Genomic DNA, 22,387 nt, shown 5'->3' with positions numbered 1-22,387 from the left:
CGTTCGAAGCCGGCAGTTCGCCACTCGTGCCCTGGGGGATGCACCACGATTGGTCTTGGGGCATGCATGTCTCAGGGTTCGGCGGGCTGGTGGTTCGGCAATCGCTGATCGGCCGTTACTCGTACCGGTACTTCAGCGAGTCCGCCTCCGCCTGCTCGATGTCAGAGATCGTCAGCTCCGGCATCCGCAGCTGGGCCAGCGTCACCTCGGCCGAGGTCGGCTGGGCGTCCGCCGGCAACCACTGCTCCGGCTTCCAGGCCCCGCTGCGCAGGAGCGACTTGGGGCAGTGCGGGTAGACCTCCTCGATCCCCAGCACCAGCGCACTGGCCGGCGGCTTGCCCACGGCGGTCAGCTGCGACAGCAGCTCCGGGCGGGTGGAGACGCAGGCCCGGCCGTTCACCCTGAGCGTCGTGGTGCGCCCCGGGATGACGAACAACAACCCGGCCCGGCCGGTGGCGACGACGTTCCGCAGGGTGTCCAGACGCTTGTTGCCGGTCGCGTCCGGTATCGCCAGCGTCCGTGCGTCGAGGACGGCGACGAACCCGGCGGGGCCGCCGCGCGGGGAGACGTCACAGTTGCCCTCGGCGTCCGCGCTGGCGACCAGGACCAGCGATGAGCATCCGATCAACCTCCGGGTCTGCTCGGTGAGTTCGGTCATCTGCTTGCGCACGGCCGCGTCGCTGGGGAGTTCGTAGACCTGGCGCAGCGCCGACTGGTCGGACACGGCGTCGAGACGGAGCGAGTCGAAGGCACTGCCGGCAAGGTGTGTCGTCATGCCCCCGACCCTAATGGGCCGGGCGAGTTGGTCGCAGACGTCGCCCCGCGTCGGGGGGCAGGCTGTGAGTCCGGGCGCCACGAGCGACGCGAAGGCGACCGCCGGCGGGAGGCGGGGCCGGGCTGGGCCGAGCCGGGCCTCTGTACGAACTGGTCCTCACCGACCGGCTCCTGGTGACACGGGTCCATCTACGGACTGGGCTCGCCCATGGGCGTCGGGCGCCCTCCACGAGGTGGGGCCCTCCATGATCGGCTGGGCGACCTGGGAGATCCGCGTCCACCCGCTGCCGGCGGACCGCGGCATCGGCATCCCAGTCCCCGACCGGCCCGGCACCCGGCTGAGAACCCTGGATGACGTGTTCGCCTATTCCGCGGCCGAGGAACACCGTCAAGACCACCACGATCAGCGACGGCCAGGCCGCACCCTGTTCTGGTCCGGGACCCAGCGCCCAGGTCGGATGGACGACCGGACCGCCGTACGCGCCGAGGGCATCGCCGAGCAGTTCACCGGCACCCCGGCGTGAAGGCCGAGGTCGACACGGAATGCATAGCGCGTCCCTGCTCACCCGCGTCGCCCGCGTCACCCGCAAAGTCGCCCCGACGCTCCTCCTCCGCCCCGCACTGCACTGCCGTCCGTCAACGCCCGCGAACGTCGGTCAGGCACTGGTCTGGGTGGTGGAAGTCTTCTGTGCTCGACGGTGTCTGGGCGGGCGGAAGCGCCTTCGCTGGGTGAAGCTGAATGCGTGAGCATCAGGAACGGGCGCCCGGCAAGTACTGAACAGATCCATGCAGCGCTGGCTGCGCTGGGGGCTGAGCCGCCGGCAGATCCCGAGAAGCGGCCCGAGGGGCCACAGGAAGATGACCGCCTGCGGCTGCTTGGCAGTCTTCTGGCGAAGACGGAGCTTGAGATCACCGCCGCGACCCGGCTGACAGAGGAAGAGGAGATCGAGGACGTCCTTGAGACGTTGCTCGGCTGGGGGGACCAAGTGGGAGCGGATCCGGGTCTGGAGGTCAACGTCGTGACGAACCGGCTGCAGCGCACCGCGGTGCAGATCTCCCAGCCCGAGGCGGAGGAGCTGCCTCCCGGCCGGGAAGCCGCCTTCGCCGCCGTAATGACAGCGGTGTACACGCTCGGCGCCCAGTTGCACGCGGAACGCGGCGACACAGAAGGAACCCGACGCGCTCTGAGCGGGGCGGAAGAGGCCCTCATCGACATCCTGCAAGGCATGCACGACCTGCGCGTCGCCATCGGGGACGCGGCCGGCCCCGAGGACGAAGCCGCCGACGGCTGAATCCTCGGTCGAGGAACAGGAGTTGTCCACTCGACGGCCACGAACACACCCGGCATTTCTGTTGCCCCGTGATGGTGAGGATGCTGTGGAGGACGGGAAACAGGCTTCCGGGCTCCCGGAACCCTCTCTACCCTCCCGGAATCATGGCAACCGACCACGCGCAGCAGCCCCAGCCGGCCGCCGGACATTCCCGCAGACGCTTTCTCACGGCCGCCGGCGGCGCGGTGGGCGCTGTCGGTGCGACCGCGTTGCGACCCGCGACGCGAGCAGCCGCGGCCACGCCCTCCCGCCGAAGCGTCGCCGTCCTCGGCGGCGGCGTCTCCGGGCTCAGCGCCGCCCACGAACTCGCCGAACGCGGATACGCCGTCACCGTCTACGAGTACCACGACATCCTCGGCGGCAAAGCCCGCTCGATGGACGTCCCCGGCACGGCCGCCGGCGGCCGCAAGCCGCTGCCCGGCGAACACGGCTTCCGCTTCTTCCCCGGCTTCTACCGGAACCTGCCGGACACGATGCGCCGCATCCCCTTCCCCGGCAACTCCTCCGGAGTCCACGGCAACCTCCGCAACGCCACCGAGGAGTTGTTCGCCCGCGGATCGGGCCGCCCCGACCTGCACTTCCCGCTGCGCCGGATCACGACCCCGCCGGCGCCCGGCGACCTCACCCCGTCCTGGATCCGCGACCAGATCCTGTCCGTCCTGGACGTGGGCACCCGCCTGCCCGCCCACGAGGTCGCCTACTTCGCCGACCGTCTCCTGGTCCACCTCACCAGTTGCGACGCGCGCCGCGAGGACCAGTGGGAGAAGGTCGCCTGGTGGGACTTCATCCGCGCGGGAGAGATGAGCAGGGAGTACCAGACCCTCCTCGGCATCGGGCAGACCCGCAACCTCGTCGCCACCCGCGCCGAGGTGGCGTCGACCCGGACCGTCGGCCGCGTCATCATCGAGGCCCTGATCCTGTGGGGCCTGCTCGGCCGCGGGATGGACGGTGACGCCGACATCGACCGCGTCCTGAACGCTCCCACCAGCGAGGCCTGGATCGACCCCTGGGAGGCGCACCTGCGTTCGCTCGGCGTCGACTTCGTGACCGGAACGCAAGTGCTGGAGGTCGGGTACCAGGGCGGGCGGGTGACCGGCGTCCGCGTCGCGGCCCGTGACGGCGGCCACGAGCACACGGTCACCGCCGACCACTACGTCTCCGCCATGCCCGTCGAACACGCCCGCGCCACCTGGGGCGGGCCTCTGCGCGCCGCCGACCCGCAGCTCGGTCGGTGCGACGCGCTGAAGACGGACTGGATGACGGGCGTGATGTTCTACCTGCGCACGCCCACACCCGTCGTGCACGGCCACATCAACTGCCTCGACTCACCCTGGTCGGTGACAGCCGTCGGCCAGGCGCAGTTCTGGGACGTGCGGAACTTCTCCCGCGACTACGGCGACGGGCGGGCCCACGACTGCCTCTCCGCGATCATCTCGGAGTGGGACAAGCCCGGCATCCTGTACGGCAAGACGGCCAAGGAGTGCACCCGGGACGAGATCGTCGCCGAACTGTGGGCGCAGCTGAAGGACGGGCTGAACGACACGGGCAAGACCACGCTCAGGGACGAGGACCGCCTCGGCTGGTTCATGGACCCGGCGGTGACGGGCCTGGGCGGCCCCGACCCGCGCAACCGCGAACAGCTCCTCATCCACCCGACGGGCACGCTCTACCATCGTCCCTCGGCGCGGACGGCGATCCCGAACTTCTTCCTCGCGGGCGACTACGTCCGCACCGACGTCGACCTCGCGACCATGGAGGGGGCCAACGAGTCCGCACGGCGTGCCGTCAACGCCCTGCTCGACGCGGACCGTTCGGACGCCGAGCGGTGCCGTGTGTGGGAGCTGTACCGACCGCCGGAGATGGAGCCCCTCAAGCGGATCGACGAGGTGCGCTACAGGCTGGGTCTGCCCAACACCTTCGACCTGGGATGATCCGGAAGGGCCACTGCTCCGGCACGAGCGGCGGGAGGACTTTCACCGCGAGGCGGACGACCTGACCGCGCCGGTCGCCCCCCCCTGTGTCCCAGCTCCTGTGAGACGTCGGGGGGCGTCGCGTACAGTGCGGTGTCGAGGGCCTCACGGTCCGGGTTCGCAGCCCGACCCGCGCGGTCCTCCCGTCTTGTCCGCCGCCGGGCCGGAAGGAACGGACTCCGCGGCCGTCCCGCCGGAAGGAAAGCGCATGGCACTGCAGGTTCTGCGGGCGCAGGACAGAACTCCCGCGCCGTGGAAGAACGGCGGAGGTGTCACCTCCGAGGTCGCCGCCCGCCCGGAGGGAGCCCGGACCGACGATTTCGTCTGGCGTGTGAGCATTGCCGATGTCGCGCAGAGCGGACCGTTCTCGGTCTTCGACGGCGTGGACAGGATCATCACCGTCGTCGACGGACCCGGTATGGCCCTGACGGTCGACGGCGCCCGGCATGTGGTGGCCGTCCCGTACCAGCCGTTCGCCTTCGCCGGTGACTCCGACACGCGGTGCGAGCTGCTCGGCGGCCCGATCGTCGACTTCAACGTCATGGTGCGGCGCGCCGATGCGTCGGCGCGGGTCCGCATCGTGCGCGACCGCGTCGCGGTGCGCCCGGCAGCCGGCACGTGCGTGCTCGCAGTGGTCCTCCAAGGTGCGGCCACCCTTGGCCGCAAGCCCGTCCGCCTCGACCACCTGGATGCCGCACTGTTCGCCCCGGGGGACGCCGACGACATCGACGTCGACGGAGTTCTCGCACTGGTCACTGTCGCCGACCGCGAATCGGACTGACCCGGCGCCTCTTCGCCATCCCGAACGCCGCTGCCCGGCGTCCACCTCGCCTCGCAGCAACCTCCTTCGTGGCGTCGCTCGCCGCCGGCCTCACCGCTCCGACAGAGGCGTGCACAGGGCAGACGGCCGGGATCACCACGATCGCCCCTGCACGGCCTCGGCAACCACCGCACATCACGTGCGAGAGTACGGCGTCCATCGGGGCCGAGGTCCGGATGGCAGGCGACGGTCCGGTGCACCCGCCGATGAGGGTCGGCGACCAGGGCGTGGCGCGCGGCGGGCCGGAGGTCGGCGCGGCCCGCGATCCCCTCCCGCACTTCGGGGTCCGGCTCGGCGGCCGGGCTGAGCCGCAGGTGGAGCAGTGCATGCGTGCGGCCGTGGCAGGGACGGTCCGGCAACGTGCTCTCCGCCCAGGCCGGATCGTCGTAGCGCGCACACGACCGCGCCGCCTCCCGCCCCCCTTGTCCGGGTCCGCCGGCAGCGCGGCCCCCTGGTCGCCGGACATCCGGCTCCAGCCGAAGACTCCGTGTCGGCGTGCCACGCGATGACCTTGGAAGCCGCTGTCCTTCGGCTCTCGAGAGATGCGCTTCGAGCGTTCGTCGGTGGCGCGGCTCGGACGGAATAGGTGCGGATCCCTGCTGGTTGGCCCAGCGTGGCCACTTTAGGACTCATCGGCAGCGGACGGGTCGGCACCACGCTCGCGCGACTGGCCGTGCACAGCGGACTCGACATCGTGCTCAGCAACTCACGCGGCCCCGAGACGCTGGCCGCTCTGGTCGCGGAACTTGGTCCCCGGGCTCGGGCGGCGACCGTGGCGGAGGCTGCGGCGGCGGGCGACTGGGTGGTCGTGAGCGTGCCGTTCACAGCGTACGACTCCTTGCCGCGACGGCCTCTGGCGAGCAAGACGGTCATCGATACCAGCAACTACTCTCCGCAACGCGACGGCAGGGTCGAGGCCCTGGACAACGGCTCGACCACGAGCAGCGAGCTGCTCCAGCAGCACCTCGGTGAATCGGCGTATGTCGTCAAGGCGTTCAACAACATCCACCACACACACCTCGCCGTCCTGAACAGGCCGGCAGGAGCCGAGGACCGCACCGCGCTCCCCATCGCCGGAGACAACGCCGAGGCGAAGCGGCACGCGATCGCACTGCTCGACACCCTCGGATACGACGCCGTCGATGCGGGATCGCTCCCGCAGGGCAGGCTGTTCGCGCCGGGCACGCCGGCATACGGCGCCCCGTACACGGAGCTGCCCAGCGAGTCGTTCGGCTCCCTGGCGGCCGGCGCGGCCCCAGCCGGGTTCCTGTCCCTCAAAGCAGGCCCGGCTTCGGCAGCCGAGGTACGAGCGCTCCTGGCGAAGGCGTAGTCAGAGCAGCGGGAGCACCCGGTGCCGCGGCCTTCCAATGCCAGTGCTGATGGACTCCAACTCGCTTGTCGTGTCGCGCGATTTCCTCGCGTGCGTGTGCGGCCACGCGGATCACCTGCGGGTAGGGGTGATCGGTGCGCTCGCAGCCGTCACGGGGGCTTCGAAGGTGTCGCCCGCGGCCGGGCCGGGGGTGCCGCCGCCGCGGCCTGCCCCCTGTCGGGGAGCGTGCTTCACGGAGTGAGACTTGCGGGGAGCGTGCTTCACGGAGTGAGACTTGCCCGGACGAGACGGAATGCGACCGCCGGTTCCGCAGCGCGGGTGACCGTCCTGCCAACGACGACATGCGAGGCCCCAGCGGTAATCGCCGCATGCGGTGTCCCGGGGCGGGCGTGCTCGGCCGGGGATTCGCCCGGCAGCGCGACTCCCGCAGTGACGATCAGGGCATCGGGACCCAGGGTGCTGCGCAAGGCCGCGACGTCCCTCGGCGAGGCAATCACACCATGGCAGCCGGCCCTCTGCGCCAGACGGGCCGGCCGGAGCACCTGCTGGTCCACCCCGTCTCTGACGCCGATGTCGGCAAGATCCGTGTCAGTCATACTCGTGACCACGGTCAGGGCAAGGACGCGCAGTTGGGGGAAGTCTCGGGCGGCCTCCACCGCGGCTGACACGATGCCGCTGCCGCCCATGCCGTGCACGGTGACCATGGACACGCCCAGTGCCCCCGCGGCGCGAACCGCGCCGGCAACCGAGTTCGGGATCTCGAAGAGCTTGAGGTCCAGGAAGACCTCCTTGCCCTGGTCGACAAGAGCCTTGATGAGGTCCGGCCCCGCAGCGGTGAGCAGTTCCAGGCCGACCTTGTAGAAACGGCATTCGTCGCCCAGCCGTTCAACGACGGCGTCGGCGGTTGCGCGATGGTCGCAATCCAAGGCGACGATGATCTGGCGGGTCGCATCCACGGCGTCATTGTGCCGCCACCCCCACCGCAGCCTGTCGCCAGGGCCGTCAACGTGACCTGGTGTTCGCTTCCGACCACAGCGTCAGCCGCCCGAAGCGACCAAGACGCGCCGCCTGGTCGTCACCGGGGCGATCGGCCCGGAGTCCCGGTACATCCCGCGAGGCTCCGGCACGCAGAGATGAGACGGCACCCCGCAGCACCGACGCCACCGAAACCGTGTGGATGGTGCGGTGAGTCCGCCGGTACCGTCGGGTTCCCGGCCGGCCGCACCGGTGGCCGTCACATCCAGAGAGCGATACCCGTGACCTTCCAGCGAGCTACGACGACCCTGTGGCGTCCCACCGGCCCGAAGGAACTGGCGCTGGTGCGCGAACTGGGCTGGCGTGCCTGGCCTCCCCGGCTGCCGGAGCAGCCGATCTTCTACCCGGTCCTCAACGAGGACTATGCCATCAAGATCGCCAGGGACTGGAACGTCAAGTACGACGGCGTCGGCTTCGTCACCCGGTTCGAGGCCGAGGCGGAGTTCTTGCGCAGGTATCCGGTCCAGCAGGCGGGCGGAGACACGATCCTGGAGTTGTGGGTCCCGGCCGAGGAACTGGACGAGTTCAACGCCCACATCGTCGGCGAGATCCAGGTGGTCCACGAGTTCCGCTGAACCGGGGAGGGCAGGACTGCGCGCTCCGCTGTCCGGGGCCGGTCCGGGTGAGCGAGCCGGTCGTGCCCGGGACGTCGGGGCACGGGAAGGCATCGACGACTCCGTTCTCGTCCCGCGGGCCGAAAGCCCGGGGCGCCGCGGTGTACGAGGCGTTCAGGCCGCTCAGGGGCGGCGTCCGGGACACGGCTCCTCAGGCAGTGGTGCGCAGAGCGGATGAGGACTCCGTCCGGCTCGGCATCCGTGGTGGGGACCTCGTGCTGTTCCGCCGGGTCCGGCGACCGGCCGACCGCCGCCGCCCGCTCCAGGAACAAGGCCACCGCGTCGGAGTCTGCGCCGCCCACCCACGACAGCGGCGGGACGGGGAATACCCACTCGAACGGAACCATCAGCCGGGCCCGGCTCGTCGCGAGCACCTACAACCGGGGGCAGGCCACCAGCAGCGCCCCGGCACGGTGACCGGTTCGCCGCCCGCACCGGCTTCGACCCGCGCGCCGGCCACGCGATAGCGCTGGTTCCGCATCACCCCACGCCGTATCCAGGCATGGCGCGAGGCGAACGAACTCCGCGAACGCGAGCTGATGCGCGACGGGCGCTGGCTGGTGTCACGCTCAGCAGACACTGAACGCGCGGGCAGCAGCACCGAGCGTCAGGCGGCAGCCGGCGGCGTGAAGTCCAGCGGCGGGTTCAGCCTGGCGAAGCCCTCCTGGCGTTCGTAGGGGAAGTACGGATACGGCGCCGGCTTGCCGCTCGCCGCGTCGAGTCGTGCCACCTGGTCGGCCGTCAGGGACCAGCCGACGGCGCCGAGGTTCTGGCGGAGCTGTTCCTCGTTGCGGGCGCCGATGATGACGGAGGACACGGTCGGCCGTCGCAGCAGCCAGTTGATGGCGATCTGCGGGACGGCCCTGCCGGTCTCCTGCGCGATCTCGTCGAGCGCGTCGACCACGCGGTAGAGATGCTCGTCGTCGACCGGCGGACCGTAGGCGGCGGTGTCGTGCAGGCGGCTGCCGGCGGGCAGCGGTCGGCCGCGGCGGATCCTGCCGGTCAGCCGTCCCCAGCCGAGCGGGCTCCACACCAGTGCTCCGAGGCCCTGGTCGAGTCCGAGGGGCATCAGTTCCCACTCGTAGTCGCGGCCGACGAGGGAGTAGTAGACCTGCTGCGCGACGTAGCGCGGTCGGCCGTACCGCTCCGCGACCGCGAGGGACTTCATCGTCTGCCAGCCGGAGAAGTTGGAGACTCCCAGGTAGCGGACCTTCCCCGCGCGGACGAGGTCGTCGAGCGTGGACAGGACCTCCTCGATCGGGGTGCCGGCGTCGAAGGCATGCAGCTGGAACAGGTCGATGTGGTCGGTACCGAGCCTGCGCAGCGCGTCCTCGCACGCGGTGATCAGCCGCGACCGGGACGAGCCCGCGTCGCCCGGCCCGTCGCCCATCGGGAGGCTGGTCTTGGTGGACACGATCACCTGGTCCCGGCGGCCCTTGATCGCCGCGCCCAGCACTTCCTCGGACGCACCGCCGGAGTAGACGTCGGCGGTGTCGAACATCGTGATCCCGGCATCCAGGCAGATGTCCACGAGCCGGCGTGCCTCGCGGGCATCGGTGGTGCCCCAGGCGCCGAACACCGGTCCCCTGCCGCCGAAGGTGCCGGCACCGAAGCTCAGCGCGGGGACCTTCAGCCCGGACGCGCCCAATCGCCTGTATTCCACGGCTGCTCCCCCACTCTCCTCGACCCGTCCAACTAATGGGTCACGAGTTCCGTTAAGATGTGTTCTCAACGTAGCACACGAAAGCGGCTAACGAAACTGGAGTCCCGTTATGGATTCGATGGATGACGATCCGGTGTCCTCCGAGCCGGGTACCGTCCGGCCCGGCGGACGTACGGCGCGGGTGCGGGCGGCGGTGCTCCGGGCGGCCGGGGACACCCTGGCCGAGCAGGGCTTCGCCCACCTGGACCTCGCGGAGATCGCCCGGCGTGCCGACGTGGGCAAGACCACCGTCTACCGCCGCTGGGGAACCGTCACCGGCCTGGTGGCCGACCTGCTGACCGACATGGCCGAGCAGTCGTCGCCGCGCACCGAGACCGGCTCGCTGCTGGGCGACCTCACGGCCAACGCCCGCCTCGTGCAGCGCACTTTGGCCGACCCGCGCCAAGGAGCCCTGTTCAAAGCCGTCATCGCGGCCGCCACCTGCGAGGCCAGAACGGCCGAGGCCCTGCACCGCTTCTACGACGTCCGCGTCGCCGAGTGGGCTCTCTGTGTCCAGCAGGCCGTCGACCGGGGTGAGGCACCCGAGGGCACCGACCCCCACGAGGTGATCCGCGCCGTCTCCGCGCCCCTCTACTACCGCCTGCTGACCACCGACCGACCGCTCGACGAAGCCGCCGCCGACCGGGCCGCCGCGGCGGCCGAGGCCGCCGCGCGCGCCGGGGTGTACGTGCGCGGCCACCGCGCCTCGTGACGGGCCCGCCTCCAGCGGCGATGAACGTGGCGGGGCCCGGGAGTCGTATCCAGCTCCCGGGCCCCTGGGGATGCCACCCACTTGCGCACGCCGGCGGCGTTTAAGAGGACGGATCAGTCATCATGCCGTCGCGTTCTTCCTTTGAACTACCGCACCGCGTGAGAGGTGCAGGCGAGAGTCGAACTCGCATCCGACGGCGTTCGTCCGGCCTCGGTCGATCCGGCGATCGGCGGCGATGCTGAGACTGGAGCGAGAGTCTGAGATTGACCGCGGGACCGTTGCGGCACCGCTTCTTCAGGCTGAACTTCAGTGTCAGCTTGCGCTCATCGCGCGGACCGGTCCTCAATCCGGCCCGCGCCTGTCGCGCACCCCCGCGCTCGCACGCGGGGGCGATCATGGATTGCCACCTGGTCGGCCGGTGTCAGCCGAGCAGGTAGCCGAACACCGCGTCGCCGATCCGCTGGTCGGTGACCTCGGCGCCGTTGGCCTCCTCGCGGGCGAACTTCACCGCCTGCTGAAGCTTCTCTACGCGCTCCACCAGTTCGTTGACCCGCCGAGCCGGGAGCGCTCCGGAGAACTTCACGGTCGTCCAGTACCCGATCGGCACGTCCTCGTAGTACACCTCGACCTGCGCCGGGTGCTTCTCGGTGGCCTCTGCCTTGACGTGGTTGCGCGGGACCTTCTTGGTGCGGATCGTGCGCACCGGGTCCGTCTTCCACCAGTCCGTGGAGGGGTCGTGCGACCAGGACTCGGCGGCGTCGAGGGTGGGGAGCTTCCTGACGAACGCGTGCAGGTCGGTGAGCTGCTTCTCCAGGAAGAGGAGGTAGCTGACGGGGACGTCGCCGAGGATCGTCCGGCCGTCGACCGCGACGTCCGCGCGGGCCTCGCAGTTCGCCCAGTCCTTGGTGGCGGTCACGTCGAAGAGCCGGGTGAGCGACGCGGACATCTCCCGCAGCACGTCCTCGGCCTGCACCTGTACGCGCGTGGACTCGGGCGGCAGTTGCTCGCCCTCCTCGTCCTTCGGCTGGTACGTGCGCGAGATACCGGCGAGCAGGGCCGGCTTCTGCACCTTGTGGTGTGCCGCGGTGATGTCCTGGAGCGACTTGCTCTTGACACCCTTCTCGACGGCGATGATCTGGTTCAGTTTCGCCACTTCGGGTCCCCCTTCGAACAGGCAGGAACGTACCCCGCCGGCTCGAACGCCCGCATCTCCTTTATCGCCGTCGGCCGTTCAGCCCTGATAGCCCCGCAGCTTGCGGTACAGCGTCGCCCGGCCGATGCCCAGAGCGGCCGCCGTGCGCGCCTTGTTGCCGCCGTGACGGCGCAACGCGTCCAGGATCGCGGCGCGTTCGGCGTGCTCGATCGCGCTGAGGTGCCGCTCCGCGGGGCCCTCCCGCACCGGGTCCGGCAGTTCGGCCCGCCGGACCGGCCCGGACACGCGTCGGTGCTCCGCCAGCGTCCGTACGACATGGGCGAGTTCGGTGATGTTCCCCGGCCACGGGTGCTGCTCCAGCGCGCGCAGCGCGTCGAGTGTCCAGACCAGCGGGGCCCGTCCCGGCACCGGGCGCGGCGCCAGCGCCGACAGCAACTCCCCTATGTCCTCCGGGCGTTCACGCAGCGCGGGCAGGGACACGGAGCGGGCGGCCAGCGTGTCCAGGAGCCGCTGCAGGCAGGGGCCGGGCGGCGCGCCGGGCGTGTAGGTCACCAGCAGCGGGGCGTGCGGGTGTGTGCCGAGCAGGGAGTTGAGCGTGGCCACACCGGGCTGTGCGAGCCGCTCCGCGTGCCGCAGCAGTACCGGCCGCTCCCGCTCCAACTCGCCCTGTATGCAACCGAGTTCTGCGCCCTCGGCCGCGTCGACGACCCACGCGGCGCTTCCGCCCGGCAGCTGACGGGCCAGCGCCGTCTTGCCCGTGCCCCGCTCGCCCGTCAACAGCAACGGCCCCGCGGAACCCGCCAGGGCGAGCGCACGCGCCACCGCGTGCCGCCAGGCGACCGACGAACCGGCCAGGACCGTGGACCTGCGTGGCGCGGGGCGGCCGGCGTCGGCGAGCGGGTGCAGCAGGGCCACGAGCCCGATCACGTCACCCTCATGACGTACGGGGGTCACCCGCGCGGTGCAGCCCGCGCCCTCGGGCAGCCGGACGACCTCGACCGGCGTGTCGTGTCCGCGTACCGACACGGCCCGGCGCTCCAGCGTGGCCAGTGCCTGCGGCGAGAGCAACCGCTCCGCCGCCGGACTGAGCAGCCGGTTGCGGCCGTCGAGGACCGCCACCGCGAGGTCCGGGCCCTGAGCCGCCCGGCGGTAGGCGTCGAGCAGGGCCCGTTCGGCCGTCCGCGACCGGGTGAGCAGCACGGCTTCCACGGCGTTCGCGGCGGCCTCGGCGAGCGCGGCGCCCGGATGCGGCGGGCACCCGCCGCACAGCCCTGTCACGACGCTCACCGTGCCGACCAGATGCCCGCCGTCCGGCGCGAGCACCGGCACGCTCACCGCCGACAGGTCCTGCCAGCGGTCCAGGAAGTGCTCGGGACCGTGCACCTCGGCCCGGCGCCGGGTGCGCGCCGCAAGGGCCGCGCTGTTGTGGCCGACCTCCTGCTCCGAGAGGTCGGAGCAGGGTTCGAGCCCAGGGACGCTGCCTCCCGTCCACAGCACACGCAACCGGTGGTCGGTGAGGAGCAGGACCGCCCGGCCGGTCCCCAGGGCGGGTGCGAGCCGCTCCAGCACGGGGCGGGCTGAACCGAGCAGGGCCGACTCCACCGGCGGGACGGGGCCGGTGGCCGGCTGCCGGAGGTCGTGCGGCACCCCGAAGAACCGGGCGCGCCGCCATGCGGCGACGACCTCGTCCGGCACGCCGTCCGGCAGGGGACGCCCGGTCAGGAACCGCTCGCGGGCCTGGCGCAGCGGGGTGAGCGTGAGGTCGGCAGGGGTGTGTTGGGTGCTGGTCACGACGCCTTCCACCCTACCGGAGTCAGTTGAATCGACAACAACTAGGGTCCGCCCGGTCGGGCCCACCCGTACAGGGAAGGCGAGTTGACCGGGCTGTCTCGAAATGAGACAGCCGTGCCCCGGCGCGCCGCACCATGATCATGACTGCCTGAAGTCCGTTCTCCCCCTCAGGAGCACCCGTGCCCATCGTCGTCGAGACCGACGTCCTGATCGTAGGCAGTGGCCCCGCCGGCGCGTCGGCCGCGCTCGCGCTGAGCAGCTACGGCGTGCCCAACCTCGTCGTGACCCGCTGCGCGAGTCTCGCCGACACGCCCCGCGCCCACATCACCAACCAGCGCACGATGGAGGTGCTGCGCGACCTCGGCGTCGAACAGGACGTCATCGCACGGGCCACCCCGCAGCACCTGATGGGCGACACGACCTTCTGCACCAGCCTGGCCGGCGAGGAACTCGGCCGGGTGCGCTCCTGGGGCAACGACCCGCTCGTCCAGGCCGCGCACGACCTCGCGAGCCCGACCCGCATGTGCGACATGCCCCAGCACCTCATGGAGCCGGTGCTCGTCGACGCCGCCGTCGCCCGCGGCACCCGGCTGCGCTTCCAGACCGAGTACCTCTCCCACACCCAGGACACGGGCGGCGTCACCGCCACCGTCCGCGACCGGCTGCGCGGGGACACGTACGAGATCCGCGCGAAATACCTGATCGGCGCGGACGGCGGCCGCTCGAAGGTCGCCGAGGACGCCGGCCTGCCGATGGGCGGCCGGATGGGCGTCGCGGGCAGCATCAACATCGTCTTCGACGCGGACCTCGCCCGGTACACCGCACACCGTCCGTCCACCCTCTACTGGGTGCTCGCGCCGGGCGCGACGGTCGGCGGCATCGGCGCCGGGCTGGTGCGCTGCGTCCGGCCGTGGAACGAGTGGCTGATCGTGTGGGGGTACGACGTCACCGCGGGCGCCCCCGATCTGACCACCGAGTACGCCGAGTCCGTCGTCCGCAGGCTGGTCGGCGACGACGACATCCCCGTGACGATCAGGTCGTCCTCCGCGTGGACGGTCAACGAGATGTACGCGCAGACGTACGCGAACGGCCGCGTCCTCTGCGCCGGTGACGCCGCGCACCGTCATCCGCCGTCCAACGGCCTCGGCTCCAACACCTCCATCCAGGACTCGTACAACCTGGCCTGGAAGCTGAAGATGGTCCTCGACGGGACCGCCGACGCCCGGCTCCTCGACACGTACACCGCCGAACGCGCCCCGATCGGCCGGCAGATCGTCACCCGCGCCAACAAGTCCATCGGCGAGACCGCCCCCATCTTCGAGGCGCTCGACGGGCTCTCCCCGCAGACCCCCGAACAACTGCGGGCCAACATCGCCGCTCGCAAGGACGCCACCGAGGCCGCAGAGAAGCAGCGCGCCCGGCTGCGCGAGGCGATCGCCTTCAAGGTCTACGAGTTCAACGCGCACGGCGTCGACCTCAACCAGCGGTACGACTCCGACGCCATCGTGCCCGACGGCACCCCCGACCCCGGCTTCGCCCGCGACCCGGAGCTCCACCACCAGCCCTCCTCCCGCCCCGGCGCGAAGCTGCCGCACGCCTGGATCACCTCCGGCACCCGCAGGCTCTCCACGCTCGACGCCGTCGGCCGGGGCCGTTTCACCCTGCTGACCGGCATCGGCGGCGACGGCTGGGTGCGGGCCGCGCAGGCGCAGGAGATCGACATCGCCACCGTGGTCATCGGCCCCGGCCAGGAGTACGAGGACCCGTACGGCGACTGGGCGCGGCTGAGCGAGGTGTCCGACGCGGGTGCCCTGCTGGTACGTCCCGACGGTTTCGTGGCCTTCCGGCACCCGTCGGCGGCGCCCGACGCCGAGCCGCTGCTGACGAACGCGCTGCGGCGCATCCTTGGGCACGGCTGAACACACGCGACGGCGGGAAGGCAGGTCACCGTGGGCAGCGGAACGCGCGATGCCGCAGACGACAAGGAGCTCGTATGACCAGCGGCGCGGAAAAGACCGTCATCGAAGAGGCCGTCACCGAGGAGGCCGTCACCGAGGAGGCCGTCACCGAGGAGGCCGTCGCCAGTCTGCGCGCGACGGCCGATCCCCGGCTGCGGGAGTTGCTCGGCGGGCTCATCCGCCATCTGCACGACTTCGTGCGCGAGACCCGGCTCACGCAGGAGGAGTGGGAGAAGGCCATCGGTTTCCTGACGGCGACCGGGCAGACCTGCACGGACACACGGCAGGAGTTCATCCTGCTGTCGGACGTCCTCGGCCTGTCCATGCTCGTCGAGACCGTCAACGACGGCCGCGGCCCCGGCGCCACCGAGTCGACCGTGCTCGGCCCCTTCCACCTGACCGAGTCGCCCGCCCGTCGGCTCGGCGACGACATCGACCTGGTGGGCGGCGGCGAGCCGTGCGTCGTCAGCGGCCGGGTGCGCTCGCAGGACGGCTCCCCGCTGCCCGGCGCCGTCCTGGACGTCTGGCAGGCCGACGCCGAGGGCTACTACGACGTGCAGCAGCCGGACGTCCAGCCGGCGGGCAACGGCCGCGGACTGTTCACGGCCGACGCCGAGGGCAGGTTCTGGTTCCGCACCTGTGTCCCGGCCCCCTACCCGATCCCCACGGACGGCCCGGTCGGCACCCTGTTGCGCGCCACCGGCCGGCACCCCTACCGCCCCGCGCACATCCACTTCATCGCCACGGCCGACGGCCACTCCCCCGTCACCACGCACATCTTCGTGGCCGGCAGCGACTACCTGGACTCCGACGCCGTGTTCGCGGTGAAGAAGAGCCTGGTGCAGGAGTTCGCAACGGTCGACGACCCGGTTCTGGCCCGGGAGTTCGGCGTCCCGAACCCCTTCCGACAGGCGCGCTTCGACCTCGTCCTGGAGCGGGCGTCATGACGTTCTCCGCCGACTTCGTGTACGAGACCCGTCCCGTGCGGGTCGTCTTCCGGCCCGGCGCGTCCGTGACCGCGGTCCCGGACGAGGCCCAGCGCCTCGGTCTGCGGCGGCTGTTGGTGGTCTGCGGAGGCCGGGGCGAGACTGTCGCCCGGGCGGTGGCGGATTCGCTCGGCGACGCCTGCGCGGGGCTGCACGCCGAGGCGCGGATGCATGTTCCCGTCGAAGTCGCCGACCGGGCCGTCGCGGTGGCGCGGGCGGCCGGGGCCGACGGGTGCGTCGCGGTCGGCGGCGGCTCGGCCATCGGCCTCGGCAAGGCGATCGCGCTGCGCACGGGCCTGCCGCTGATCGCCGTGCCGTCCACGTACGCGGGCTCGGAGATGACCCCGGTCTGGGGCCTGACGGAACACGGGGCCAAGCGCACCGGCCGCGACCCCGTGGTCCAGCCCCGCAGCGTCGTCTACGACCCCGAGCTCACCCTCTCCCTGCCGGTGCCGCTCACCGTGACCAGCGGCGTCAACGCCCTCGCCCACGCCGTCGAGGCGCTGTACGCCCCGGACACCTCGCCACTGGTCTCGCTCATGGCGCAGGAGGGTGTCCGCGCGATGGCCGAGGCGCTGCCGCGGCTGGCCGCCGAACCCACCGGGCTCGACGCGCGCGGCCGGGCCCTGTACGCGGCGTGGCTCTGCGGAGCGTGCCTCGGCGCCACCACCATGGGCCTGCACCACAAGCTGTGCCATGTGCTGGGCGGCACGTTCGGACTCCCGCACGCACAGACACACACGGTGGTGCTCCCGTACGCCCTCGCCCACAACGCGCCCGCGGTGCCGCAGGCGATGGCCGCCCTCGACCGGGCGCTGGACACCCATGACTCGCCGCGCGCCCTGCGCGACCTGTCGGTCGGACTGGGGGCGCCGCGCTCCCTCGCCGAACTCGGCCTGAAGGAGAGCGACTTGGCGGTGGCGGCCGAGCAGGTGACGGCCCTGCCGTACGCCAATCCACGCGCAGTCACGGCGGAAGGCGTCCTCGGGGTGCTGCGCGCGGCGTTCGAGGGACGGGACGTGACTGTCTCGTATTGAGACACCCGTGCCGACGCAGTGTGGCTCACGATCGAACGGGGGGTGTGACCGTATGCGGGCGCGGCTGCGCCATCCGTCGAGAAAGGTGAACATCATGGCCTTCGCACTGCTCCGGCGCCGGCGACCCAAGGGCGCCCCGGCCGAGGCGGCGGGCCTTTCGCTCTCCCTCCCCAGCGGCGCGGGCGGTGTGGGCCGCGAGGTCGTCGACCCCATGGGTTCGCCCATGGCGGCCGCGGACGTCACGGTCACCGCGCTGGACACGCACCGCGTCGCGGCCCGCGGCACCACCGACCCGTACGGCTTCTTCCTCGCGGCGCTGCCGCCGGGCCAGTACAGCCTGCTGATCGCCGCGGAAGGGCTGCGGCCGCACCGCGAGACGGTCGCGATCGTGGCGGGTGCGGCCGCGCCCGCCGAGCGCGTGTGGCTCCAGCCCGCACAGGCCCTGGAGCTGCCGTCGCCCGGCACCTGGCTCTTCGACCCACCGCACACGGCCATCCGCTTCATCGCCAAGCACGTCGGTATGGCACACGTCCACGGCCGCTTCGAGCGCTTCGACGGCGGCATCCAGATCGATCAGGACATGACCCGGTCCCGGGTGCACGTCCGCATCGACGCGTCCAGCATCACCACGGGCAACAACACCCGCGACAACCACCTGCGCTCGGCCGACTTCCTCGACGTCGCGCGTTTCCCGCACATCGACTTCGCCAGCACACGCTTCGCCTACCGGGGCGGCAGCAGGTGGACCCTGCACGGCTCCCTGACCATGCACGGCGTCAGCCGCTCGGTGTCCCTGGACTCGACCTACCTCGGCACGGTGAACGGCGGTTACGGCGAGGAACTGCGCTGCGCCGCGCTGGCCAAGGCGGAACTGCACCGCGAGGACTACACCCTGAACTGGCGCACCATGCTGGCCCGCGGCATCGCGGTGGTGGGCCCGACGGTCCAGCTGGAACTGGACGTACAGGCGATGTACCGGACGCACGACACACCCACCCCTCCCGAGTAACCCGCAGGCGGAACAGCCCCGCGCCGGGGGACGGCAGGGATCAGTCCTGGTCCGGTTCCGAGCCGTCGCCGCTCCACGAGTAGAGGTGCTCCGGTCGGCCGGCGGCGCCGTACCGCAGTTCGATGCGGATCGTGCCGGCCGCGGCGAGGTCGGCCAGGTAGCGCTGGGCGGTCGGGCGGGAGATGCCCAGGCGTTCGGCGAGCGCGCTGGCGGTGATCGGGCCGTCGAGAGAGGCCACGGTGTCCGCGACGAGCTTTCCGGTGGGGGTGGCCCGCGGCGGCCGGGCACGGACGGTGCGGTCGGTGCCGTGCAGGGCGCGCAGCGCGCGGTCCACCTGGTCCTGGGCGAGGGAGCGGTCGGTGGCCAGTTGGGCGTGGAAGCGGGCGTACGCGGCCAGACGGTTCCTCAGCTCGCGCTCGTCGAAGGGTTTGATCAGGTAGCCCATGGCCCCGCGGCCCAGCGCCGCCCGTACCTGCGCGGCGTCGGCGGCCGCCGTCACCATCATCACGTCGCCCGACAGCGCGGGCAGCACCTCGGTGCCCAGCCGGTCGGGCAGATACAGGTCGAGCAGAATGAGGTCGGGCCGCAGTGCGCGGCTCAACTCCACCGCCTTCGCGGCGGAATGGGCCGTACCGGCGACCGTGAAGCCGTCGACCGCGTTCACGTAGCGGGCGTGCAGTTCGGCGACGCGATAGTCGTCGTCCACGACCAGGACCCGGATCACTGCTCGCCTCCATGTGTTCGCGTGTGTTCGGCCTCCATGCCCGCCGGAGCCCGCCGCTCCAGCACGGCGGGGAAGCGGGCCAGGAAGACCGCGCCGTGTGCGTCCCCGCCGGGCTGTCCCAGGCGCAGATCGCCGCCGTGCTTGGTCGCGAGCTGCCGGGCCAGGGTGAGCCCGATGCCGTGCCCCACCCGCTCCTGCGGGTCCCGGGTCGTGAACCCCCGGCTGAACAGCCGGTCGACGTCCTCGGGCCGGATCCCGTCGCCGCTGTCGGCCACGGCCACGTGCAGGGTATCGCCCTCGGCCAGCACGCTCAGCTCCGCCCAGGCCGGACGCCGCTGTCCGCTCTCGGCCGCGCGTACGGCGTTGTCCAACAGGTTGCCGACCACACTGACCACGTCGAGCGGCTCGGTGAGCCGTCCGGGCAGATAGGAGTCCGCGTCCAGACGCAGCTCCACACCGTGTTCGGAAGCGGTCGCCGTCTTGGCCGCCAGCAGTCCGCGCAGGTAGGGGTCGGCCAGCCGGGCCCCGTCGCGGCCCTCGGTGGCGAGCGGCGCGGCGGCCAGTTCGCGCAGGTAGTCCTGCGCCTCCTCGACGCCGCCGGTGGCGAGCATGCCGGAGAGGGTGTGCAGCCGGTTCGTGTACTCGTGGGCCTGCGCGCGCAGGGCATCGGAGAGCGCGCGCAGCGCGGACCGCTCGCGCTCCAGCTCGTCCACCTCGGTCCGGTCCCGCAGCGTGACCACATGGCCGAGGTCCTGCTCGCCGCGCCGGACCGCCTGCGCGCTCAGCACGAGCAGCCGTCGGCCCACCACGGCCACGCTCTGCCGCAGCTCCTGCCGCTCCACCAGCGCCCGGTTCACCGGCACGGGAAGGACGGCGTCGCCGAGCGGGGTGCCCGGCCGTACCGGGCCGTCGAGCAGTCGGGCCGCCTCCTCGTTGCACACCGTGATCCGGTTCGCGGGGTCCACGGCGAGGACGCCGTCGCCCACACCGTGCAGCACGGCCTGCTGTTCGCGCAGCAGCTCGGCGAGTTCGGCCGGTTCCAGGCCGAGGGTCTGCCGCTTGAGGCGGCGGGTCAGCAGGGCCGCCGCGCCGATGCCGACGAGCAGGGCTCCGGCCGAGAACGCGGCCTGCTCACGGATCAGCGGTACGGCGGCCTCCAGTGCCGTCGTGACCCGGACGCCGGTGCTGACCTCACCGACCACGGCTCCGTCGGCGGAGCGCAGCGGGACCTTGGCGCGGGCGGAGGTGCCGAGGGTACCGCGCTGGATGGACACCGACTCGCGGCCGTTCAACGCGGTGGGCGGCGTGCTGACCTCCCTGCCGACCTCGGACGGGTCCGGGTGCGACCAGCGGATGCCGCGCCGGTCGGTCACGACGACGAACAGCATGCCGGTGCGTCGTCGTACCGCCTCCGCGAGGTGTTCCACCTCACCGCCGGGATCCGAGCGGGCGCCGATCCGCTGGGCCACGACCGGGTTCTCGGCGACGCTGCGGGCGACCGCGAGGGCGCGCTGCTCGTACTGCTGCTCGGCGGAGTTCCGCAGGAGGGCCACCGTCAGGGCGAAGCCGGCACCGAGAACGACGACGAGCGCCAGGACCTGGGCGAGCAGCGCCTGCGTGGCGATACGGGGACCGCGGAACATGACGCCAGGGTATCCGGGAGAACACCCCGCGGACCCGCGTGCACAATACGAGCAGAAAGCACGGAAAGATTTACGTCGCCCTCAATTAACGCAACGGTTACACCTCTGGTGACGCGGCGCCGCTTGCGCATACGGTGCCTCGAAATTCGATTACGGGAGTTCCCGGGAATTAGGGAAAGCTGAATGCGCATGATGGCAGCGTTGGCATCACAATCCGTGAAAGCGGCCCCGGCGGCCGTGGCCTGGACCGGCCACGACACCTGGCTGCTCGCACTGGTCGGCATCTCCATCGCGGTGGTCGTCCTCCTCATCAGCTGGGCGAAGCTGCACGCCTTTCTGGCTCTGATGGTGGGTGCGCTCACCGTCTCGGTGCTGTCCGGGGCAGGCGTCGAAAAGGCGGCGGATTCCTTCACCGCCGGCCTCGGCAACATCATGGGCAAGGTCGGCATCCTCATCGTCCTGGGAGCCGTACTCGGCCGGCTGATGGCCGATTCCGGCGGCATCGACCAGATCGTGGCGACGCTCACCCGTGTCGCCGGGCCGAAACGACTGCCCTGGGCCGTCACGGCGATCGCCTGCATCGTCGGCCTGCCGATGTTCTTCGAGGTCGGGTTCGTCATGCTGGTGCCGCTGGTCCTCCAGATCGCCCGGCGCGCGGACTATCCGGTGCTGCGGGTCGGCATCCCCGCCATGGCCGGTCTGGCCACCGTGCACGCGCTGGTGCCTCCGCATCCCGGGGTGCTCGTGGCGGTCAACGCGGTGCACGCCGACATCGGCCTCACCCTCGTCTACGGCCTGATCGTCGCGATCCCCTGCGCGATCGTGGTCGGGCCGCTGTTCACCGCGTACGTCTGGCCGCGGGTCAGTGCGCGTGTCCCCGACTCCGCGCTGGCGGCGTTCACCACCGCCGCGCCGCCGAGCGCCGCCGTCACCGCCGCGCTCGATCACGCCCGCTCGCACGTGCGGACCGGTGCCCGCGGCTCCGCCTCCGCGTCGGCGTCGGCATCGGCATCGGCGGCCTCGACGGGCGTCGCCGTGACGGACCGCCCCGAGGCACCGACGGACGCCGTCCGCGAGGAGGGCGAGCCGCGGAGCCGGCGGCGCATGCCGCGGTTCTCCGTGACGGTCGGCACCATCCTGCTGCCGATCGCGCTGATGATGCTCAAGGCGAGCTGCGACACCTTCCACTGGGCGCACGGCGCTGCCCTGACCACCGTCGAGTTCCTCGGCACGCCGATGATCTCCCTGCTCGCGGCGATCCTGGTGGCGCTGTTCACCTTCGGCTGGACCGTCGGCTCCTCGCGCCGTGAGGTCCAGGAGACGCTGTCTCGTTCCTTCCCGCCCATCGCCGGTGTCCTGGTGATCGTCGGGGCGGGCGGCGGCTACTCCGCCGCGCTTCAGGACTCCGGCATCAACGCCGCGATCGGCCAGGCCGCCCAGCATCTGCACATCCCCCTGCTCCTGCTGGCCTGGCTGGTGGCCGCCCTCATGCGCACGGCGACCGGTTCCGGCACGGTGGCCACCGTGGCGGCGGCCGGTATCGTCGGTCCGTTGGCGCAGGGCCTCGACTCCCCGCACGCGGCCCTGCTCGCCCTGGCTCTCGGCTCCGGAGCCGCGTTCCTCGGGCATGTCAACGACGCCTCGTTCTGGATGTTCAAGGAGTACTTCGGCCTGTCCGTGGGCGGCACGCTCCGCACCTGGACCGTCTCCCACACGCTGCTGTCGCTGACCTCACTGGGCGTCATCCTGCTGCTCGACACCGTCGTCTGACGCCGGCACCGTCCTCCGACGGTCGACG

At 71.7% G+C, this 22,387-nt stretch carries 19 protein-coding genes; 12 read left to right on the top strand and 7 right to left on the bottom strand.

Translation table 11 applies throughout. The features are described 5' to 3' along the window. Positions 1 to 115: 115 nt before the first annotated feature. Positions 116 to 775, bottom strand: a complete 660-nt coding sequence (locus ACZ4MF_RS15780; RefSeq protein WP_467492562.1) for an MSMEG_1061 family FMN-dependent PPOX-type flavoprotein — start codon at positions 773 to 775, stop codon at positions 116 to 118. A 244-nt stretch (positions 776 to 1,019) separates the two neighbouring features. Here ACZ4MF_RS15780 and ACZ4MF_RS15775 point away from each other — a divergent pair, with 244 nt between their 5' ends. From ACZ4MF_RS15775 to ACZ4MF_RS15755, 5 genes are all read left to right on the top strand, one after another. Then, positions 1,020 to 1,298 (top strand): hypothetical protein, encoded by a 279-nt coding sequence (locus ACZ4MF_RS15775; RefSeq protein ID WP_467492561.1) that lies wholly within the window; start codon positions 1,020 to 1,022, stop codon positions 1,296 to 1,298. A gap of 219 nt (positions 1,299 to 1,517) precedes the next feature. Beyond that, a complete protein-coding gene (locus ACZ4MF_RS15770) occupies positions 1,518 to 2,066 on the top strand; it encodes a hypothetical protein (RefSeq protein ID WP_467492560.1) in 549 nt (182 codons plus the stop codon). Between the two features lie 143 nt (positions 2,067 to 2,209). Beyond that, entirely contained in the window at positions 2,210 to 4,036 is a 1,827-nt protein-coding gene (locus ACZ4MF_RS15765) for a hydroxysqualene dehydroxylase (protein ID WP_467492559.1), read from the top strand. A gap of 247 nt (positions 4,037 to 4,283) precedes the next feature. After that, positions 4,284 to 4,856, top strand: a complete 573-nt coding sequence (locus ACZ4MF_RS15760; protein WP_467492558.1) for a HutD/Ves family protein — start codon at positions 4,284 to 4,286, stop codon at positions 4,854 to 4,856. Between the two features lie 652 nt (positions 4,857 to 5,508). Next, the gene (locus ACZ4MF_RS15755; RefSeq protein ID WP_467492557.1) at positions 5,509 to 6,225 is read left to right on the top strand and encodes an NADPH-dependent F420 reductase; all 717 of its coding nucleotides are present in this window, start codon (positions 5,509 to 5,511) and stop codon (positions 6,223 to 6,225) included. A gap of 260 nt (positions 6,226 to 6,485) precedes the next feature. Here the strand turns inward: ACZ4MF_RS15755 and pyrF are convergent, their stop codons facing one another. Beyond that, on the bottom strand, positions 6,486 to 7,181 hold the full coding sequence (gene pyrF, locus ACZ4MF_RS15750) for an orotidine-5'-phosphate decarboxylase (protein WP_467492556.1): 696 nt from the start codon (positions 7,179 to 7,181) through the stop codon (positions 6,486 to 6,488). 300 nt (positions 7,182 to 7,481) lie between these two features. Between pyrF and ACZ4MF_RS15745 the strand changes: the two genes are divergently transcribed. Further along, positions 7,482 to 7,835, top strand: coding sequence for a hypothetical protein (locus ACZ4MF_RS15745; RefSeq protein WP_467492555.1), 354 nt, complete (start codon positions 7,482 to 7,484; stop codon positions 7,833 to 7,835). A gap of 646 nt (positions 7,836 to 8,481) precedes the next feature. Here the strand turns inward: ACZ4MF_RS15745 and ACZ4MF_RS15740 are convergent. Then, on the bottom strand, positions 8,482 to 9,537 hold the full coding sequence (locus tag ACZ4MF_RS15740; RefSeq protein WP_467492554.1) for an aldo/keto reductase: 1,056 nt from the start codon (positions 9,535 to 9,537) through the stop codon (positions 8,482 to 8,484). Positions 9,538 to 9,646: 109 nt separating this feature from the next. On the opposite strand from ACZ4MF_RS15740, the gene ACZ4MF_RS15735 reads away from it, so the two are divergent. After that, entirely contained in the window at positions 9,647 to 10,288 is a 642-nt protein-coding gene (locus ACZ4MF_RS15735; protein ID WP_467492553.1) for a TetR/AcrR family transcriptional regulator, read from the top strand. Positions 10,289 to 10,709: 421 nt separating this feature from the next. On the opposite strand, the gene ACZ4MF_RS15730 is transcribed toward ACZ4MF_RS15735, so the two are convergent. Beyond that, positions 10,710 to 11,441: a DUF7873 family protein gene (locus tag ACZ4MF_RS15730; RefSeq protein ID WP_467492552.1), complete on the bottom strand. Its 732-nt coding sequence runs from the start codon at positions 11,439 to 11,441 to the stop codon at positions 10,710 to 10,712. Between the two features lie 78 nt (positions 11,442 to 11,519). Further along, a complete protein-coding gene (locus ACZ4MF_RS15725; protein WP_467492551.1) occupies positions 11,520 to 13,232 on the bottom strand; it encodes a helix-turn-helix domain-containing protein in 1,713 nt (570 codons plus the stop codon). A 179-nt stretch (positions 13,233 to 13,411) separates the two neighbouring features. Between ACZ4MF_RS15725 and ACZ4MF_RS15720 the strand changes: the two genes are divergently transcribed. From ACZ4MF_RS15720 to ACZ4MF_RS15705, 4 genes are all read left to right on the top strand, one after another. Then, a complete protein-coding gene (locus ACZ4MF_RS15720) occupies positions 13,412 to 15,151 on the top strand; it encodes an FAD-dependent oxidoreductase (protein ID WP_467492550.1) in 1,740 nt (579 codons plus the stop codon). 74 nt (positions 15,152 to 15,225) lie between these two features. Beyond that, a complete protein-coding gene (locus ACZ4MF_RS15715; RefSeq protein WP_467492549.1) occupies positions 15,226 to 16,137 on the top strand; it encodes an intradiol ring-cleavage dioxygenase in 912 nt (303 codons plus the stop codon). Beyond that, on the top strand, positions 16,134 to 17,213 hold the full coding sequence (locus tag ACZ4MF_RS15710; RefSeq protein WP_467492548.1) for a maleylacetate reductase: 1,080 nt from the start codon (positions 16,134 to 16,136) through the stop codon (positions 17,211 to 17,213). Before ACZ4MF_RS15715 ends, ACZ4MF_RS15710 begins: the two co-directional genes overlap by 4 nt. 94 nt (positions 17,214 to 17,307) lie before the next feature. After that, entirely contained in the window at positions 17,308 to 18,222 is a 915-nt protein-coding gene (locus ACZ4MF_RS15705; RefSeq protein WP_467492547.1) for a YceI family protein, read from the top strand. 40 nt (positions 18,223 to 18,262) lie between these two features. Here ACZ4MF_RS15705 and ACZ4MF_RS15700 read toward each other — a convergent pair whose 3' ends face one another. Beyond that, positions 18,263 to 18,946 (bottom strand): response regulator, encoded by a 684-nt coding sequence (locus ACZ4MF_RS15700; RefSeq protein WP_467492546.1) that lies wholly within the window; start codon positions 18,944 to 18,946, stop codon positions 18,263 to 18,265. Further along, a complete protein-coding gene (locus ACZ4MF_RS15695) occupies positions 18,943 to 20,589 on the bottom strand; it encodes a sensor histidine kinase (protein WP_467492545.1) in 1,647 nt (548 codons plus the stop codon). Before ACZ4MF_RS15695 ends, ACZ4MF_RS15700 begins: the two co-directional genes overlap by 4 nt. A 201-nt stretch (positions 20,590 to 20,790) precedes the next feature. Between ACZ4MF_RS15695 and ACZ4MF_RS15690 the strand changes: the two genes are divergently transcribed. Further along, a complete protein-coding gene (locus ACZ4MF_RS15690) occupies positions 20,791 to 22,359 on the top strand; it encodes a GntT/GntP/DsdX family permease (RefSeq protein WP_467492544.1) in 1,569 nt (522 codons plus the stop codon). The last annotated feature ends 28 nt before the right edge of the window (positions 22,360 to 22,387 follow it).

Source organism: Streptomyces sp. NPDC025793, assembly GCF_055558375.1.
The sequence above is the reverse complement of the archived record's forward strand: the minus strand, read 5'-3'. Positions and strand labels throughout refer to the sequence as shown.

Bases quoted from the DNA above. Each gene is read 5' to 3' on its own strand.
- ACZ4MF_RS15780 (WP_467492562.1), bottom strand. From the start codon at position 775: ATGACGACACACCTTGCCGGCAGTGCCTTCGACTCGCTCCGTCTCGAC.
- ACZ4MF_RS15775 (WP_467492561.1), top strand. From the start codon at position 1,020: ATGATCGGCTGGGCGACCTGGGAGATCCGCGTCCACCCGCTGCCGGCG.
- ACZ4MF_RS15765 (WP_467492559.1), top strand. From the start codon at position 2,210: ATGGCAACCGACCACGCGCAGCAGCCCCAGCCGGCCGCCGGACATTCC.
- ACZ4MF_RS15760 (WP_467492558.1), top strand. From the start codon at position 4,284: ATGGCACTGCAGGTTCTGCGGGCGCAGGACAGAACTCCCGCGCCGTGG.
- ACZ4MF_RS15735 (WP_467492553.1), top strand. From the start codon at position 9,647: ATGGATTCGATGGATGACGATCCGGTGTCCTCCGAGCCGGGTACCGTC.
- ACZ4MF_RS15715 (WP_467492549.1), top strand. From the start codon at position 15,226: ATGACCAGCGGCGCGGAAAAGACCGTCATCGAAGAGGCCGTCACCGAG.
- ACZ4MF_RS15710 (WP_467492548.1), top strand. From the start codon at position 16,134: ATGACGTTCTCCGCCGACTTCGTGTACGAGACCCGTCCCGTGCGGGTC.
- ACZ4MF_RS15705 (WP_467492547.1), top strand. From the start codon at position 17,308: ATGGCCTTCGCACTGCTCCGGCGCCGGCGACCCAAGGGCGCCCCGGCC.
- ACZ4MF_RS15695 (WP_467492545.1), bottom strand. From the start codon at position 20,589: ATGTTCCGCGGTCCCCGTATCGCCACGCAGGCGCTGCTCGCCCAGGTC.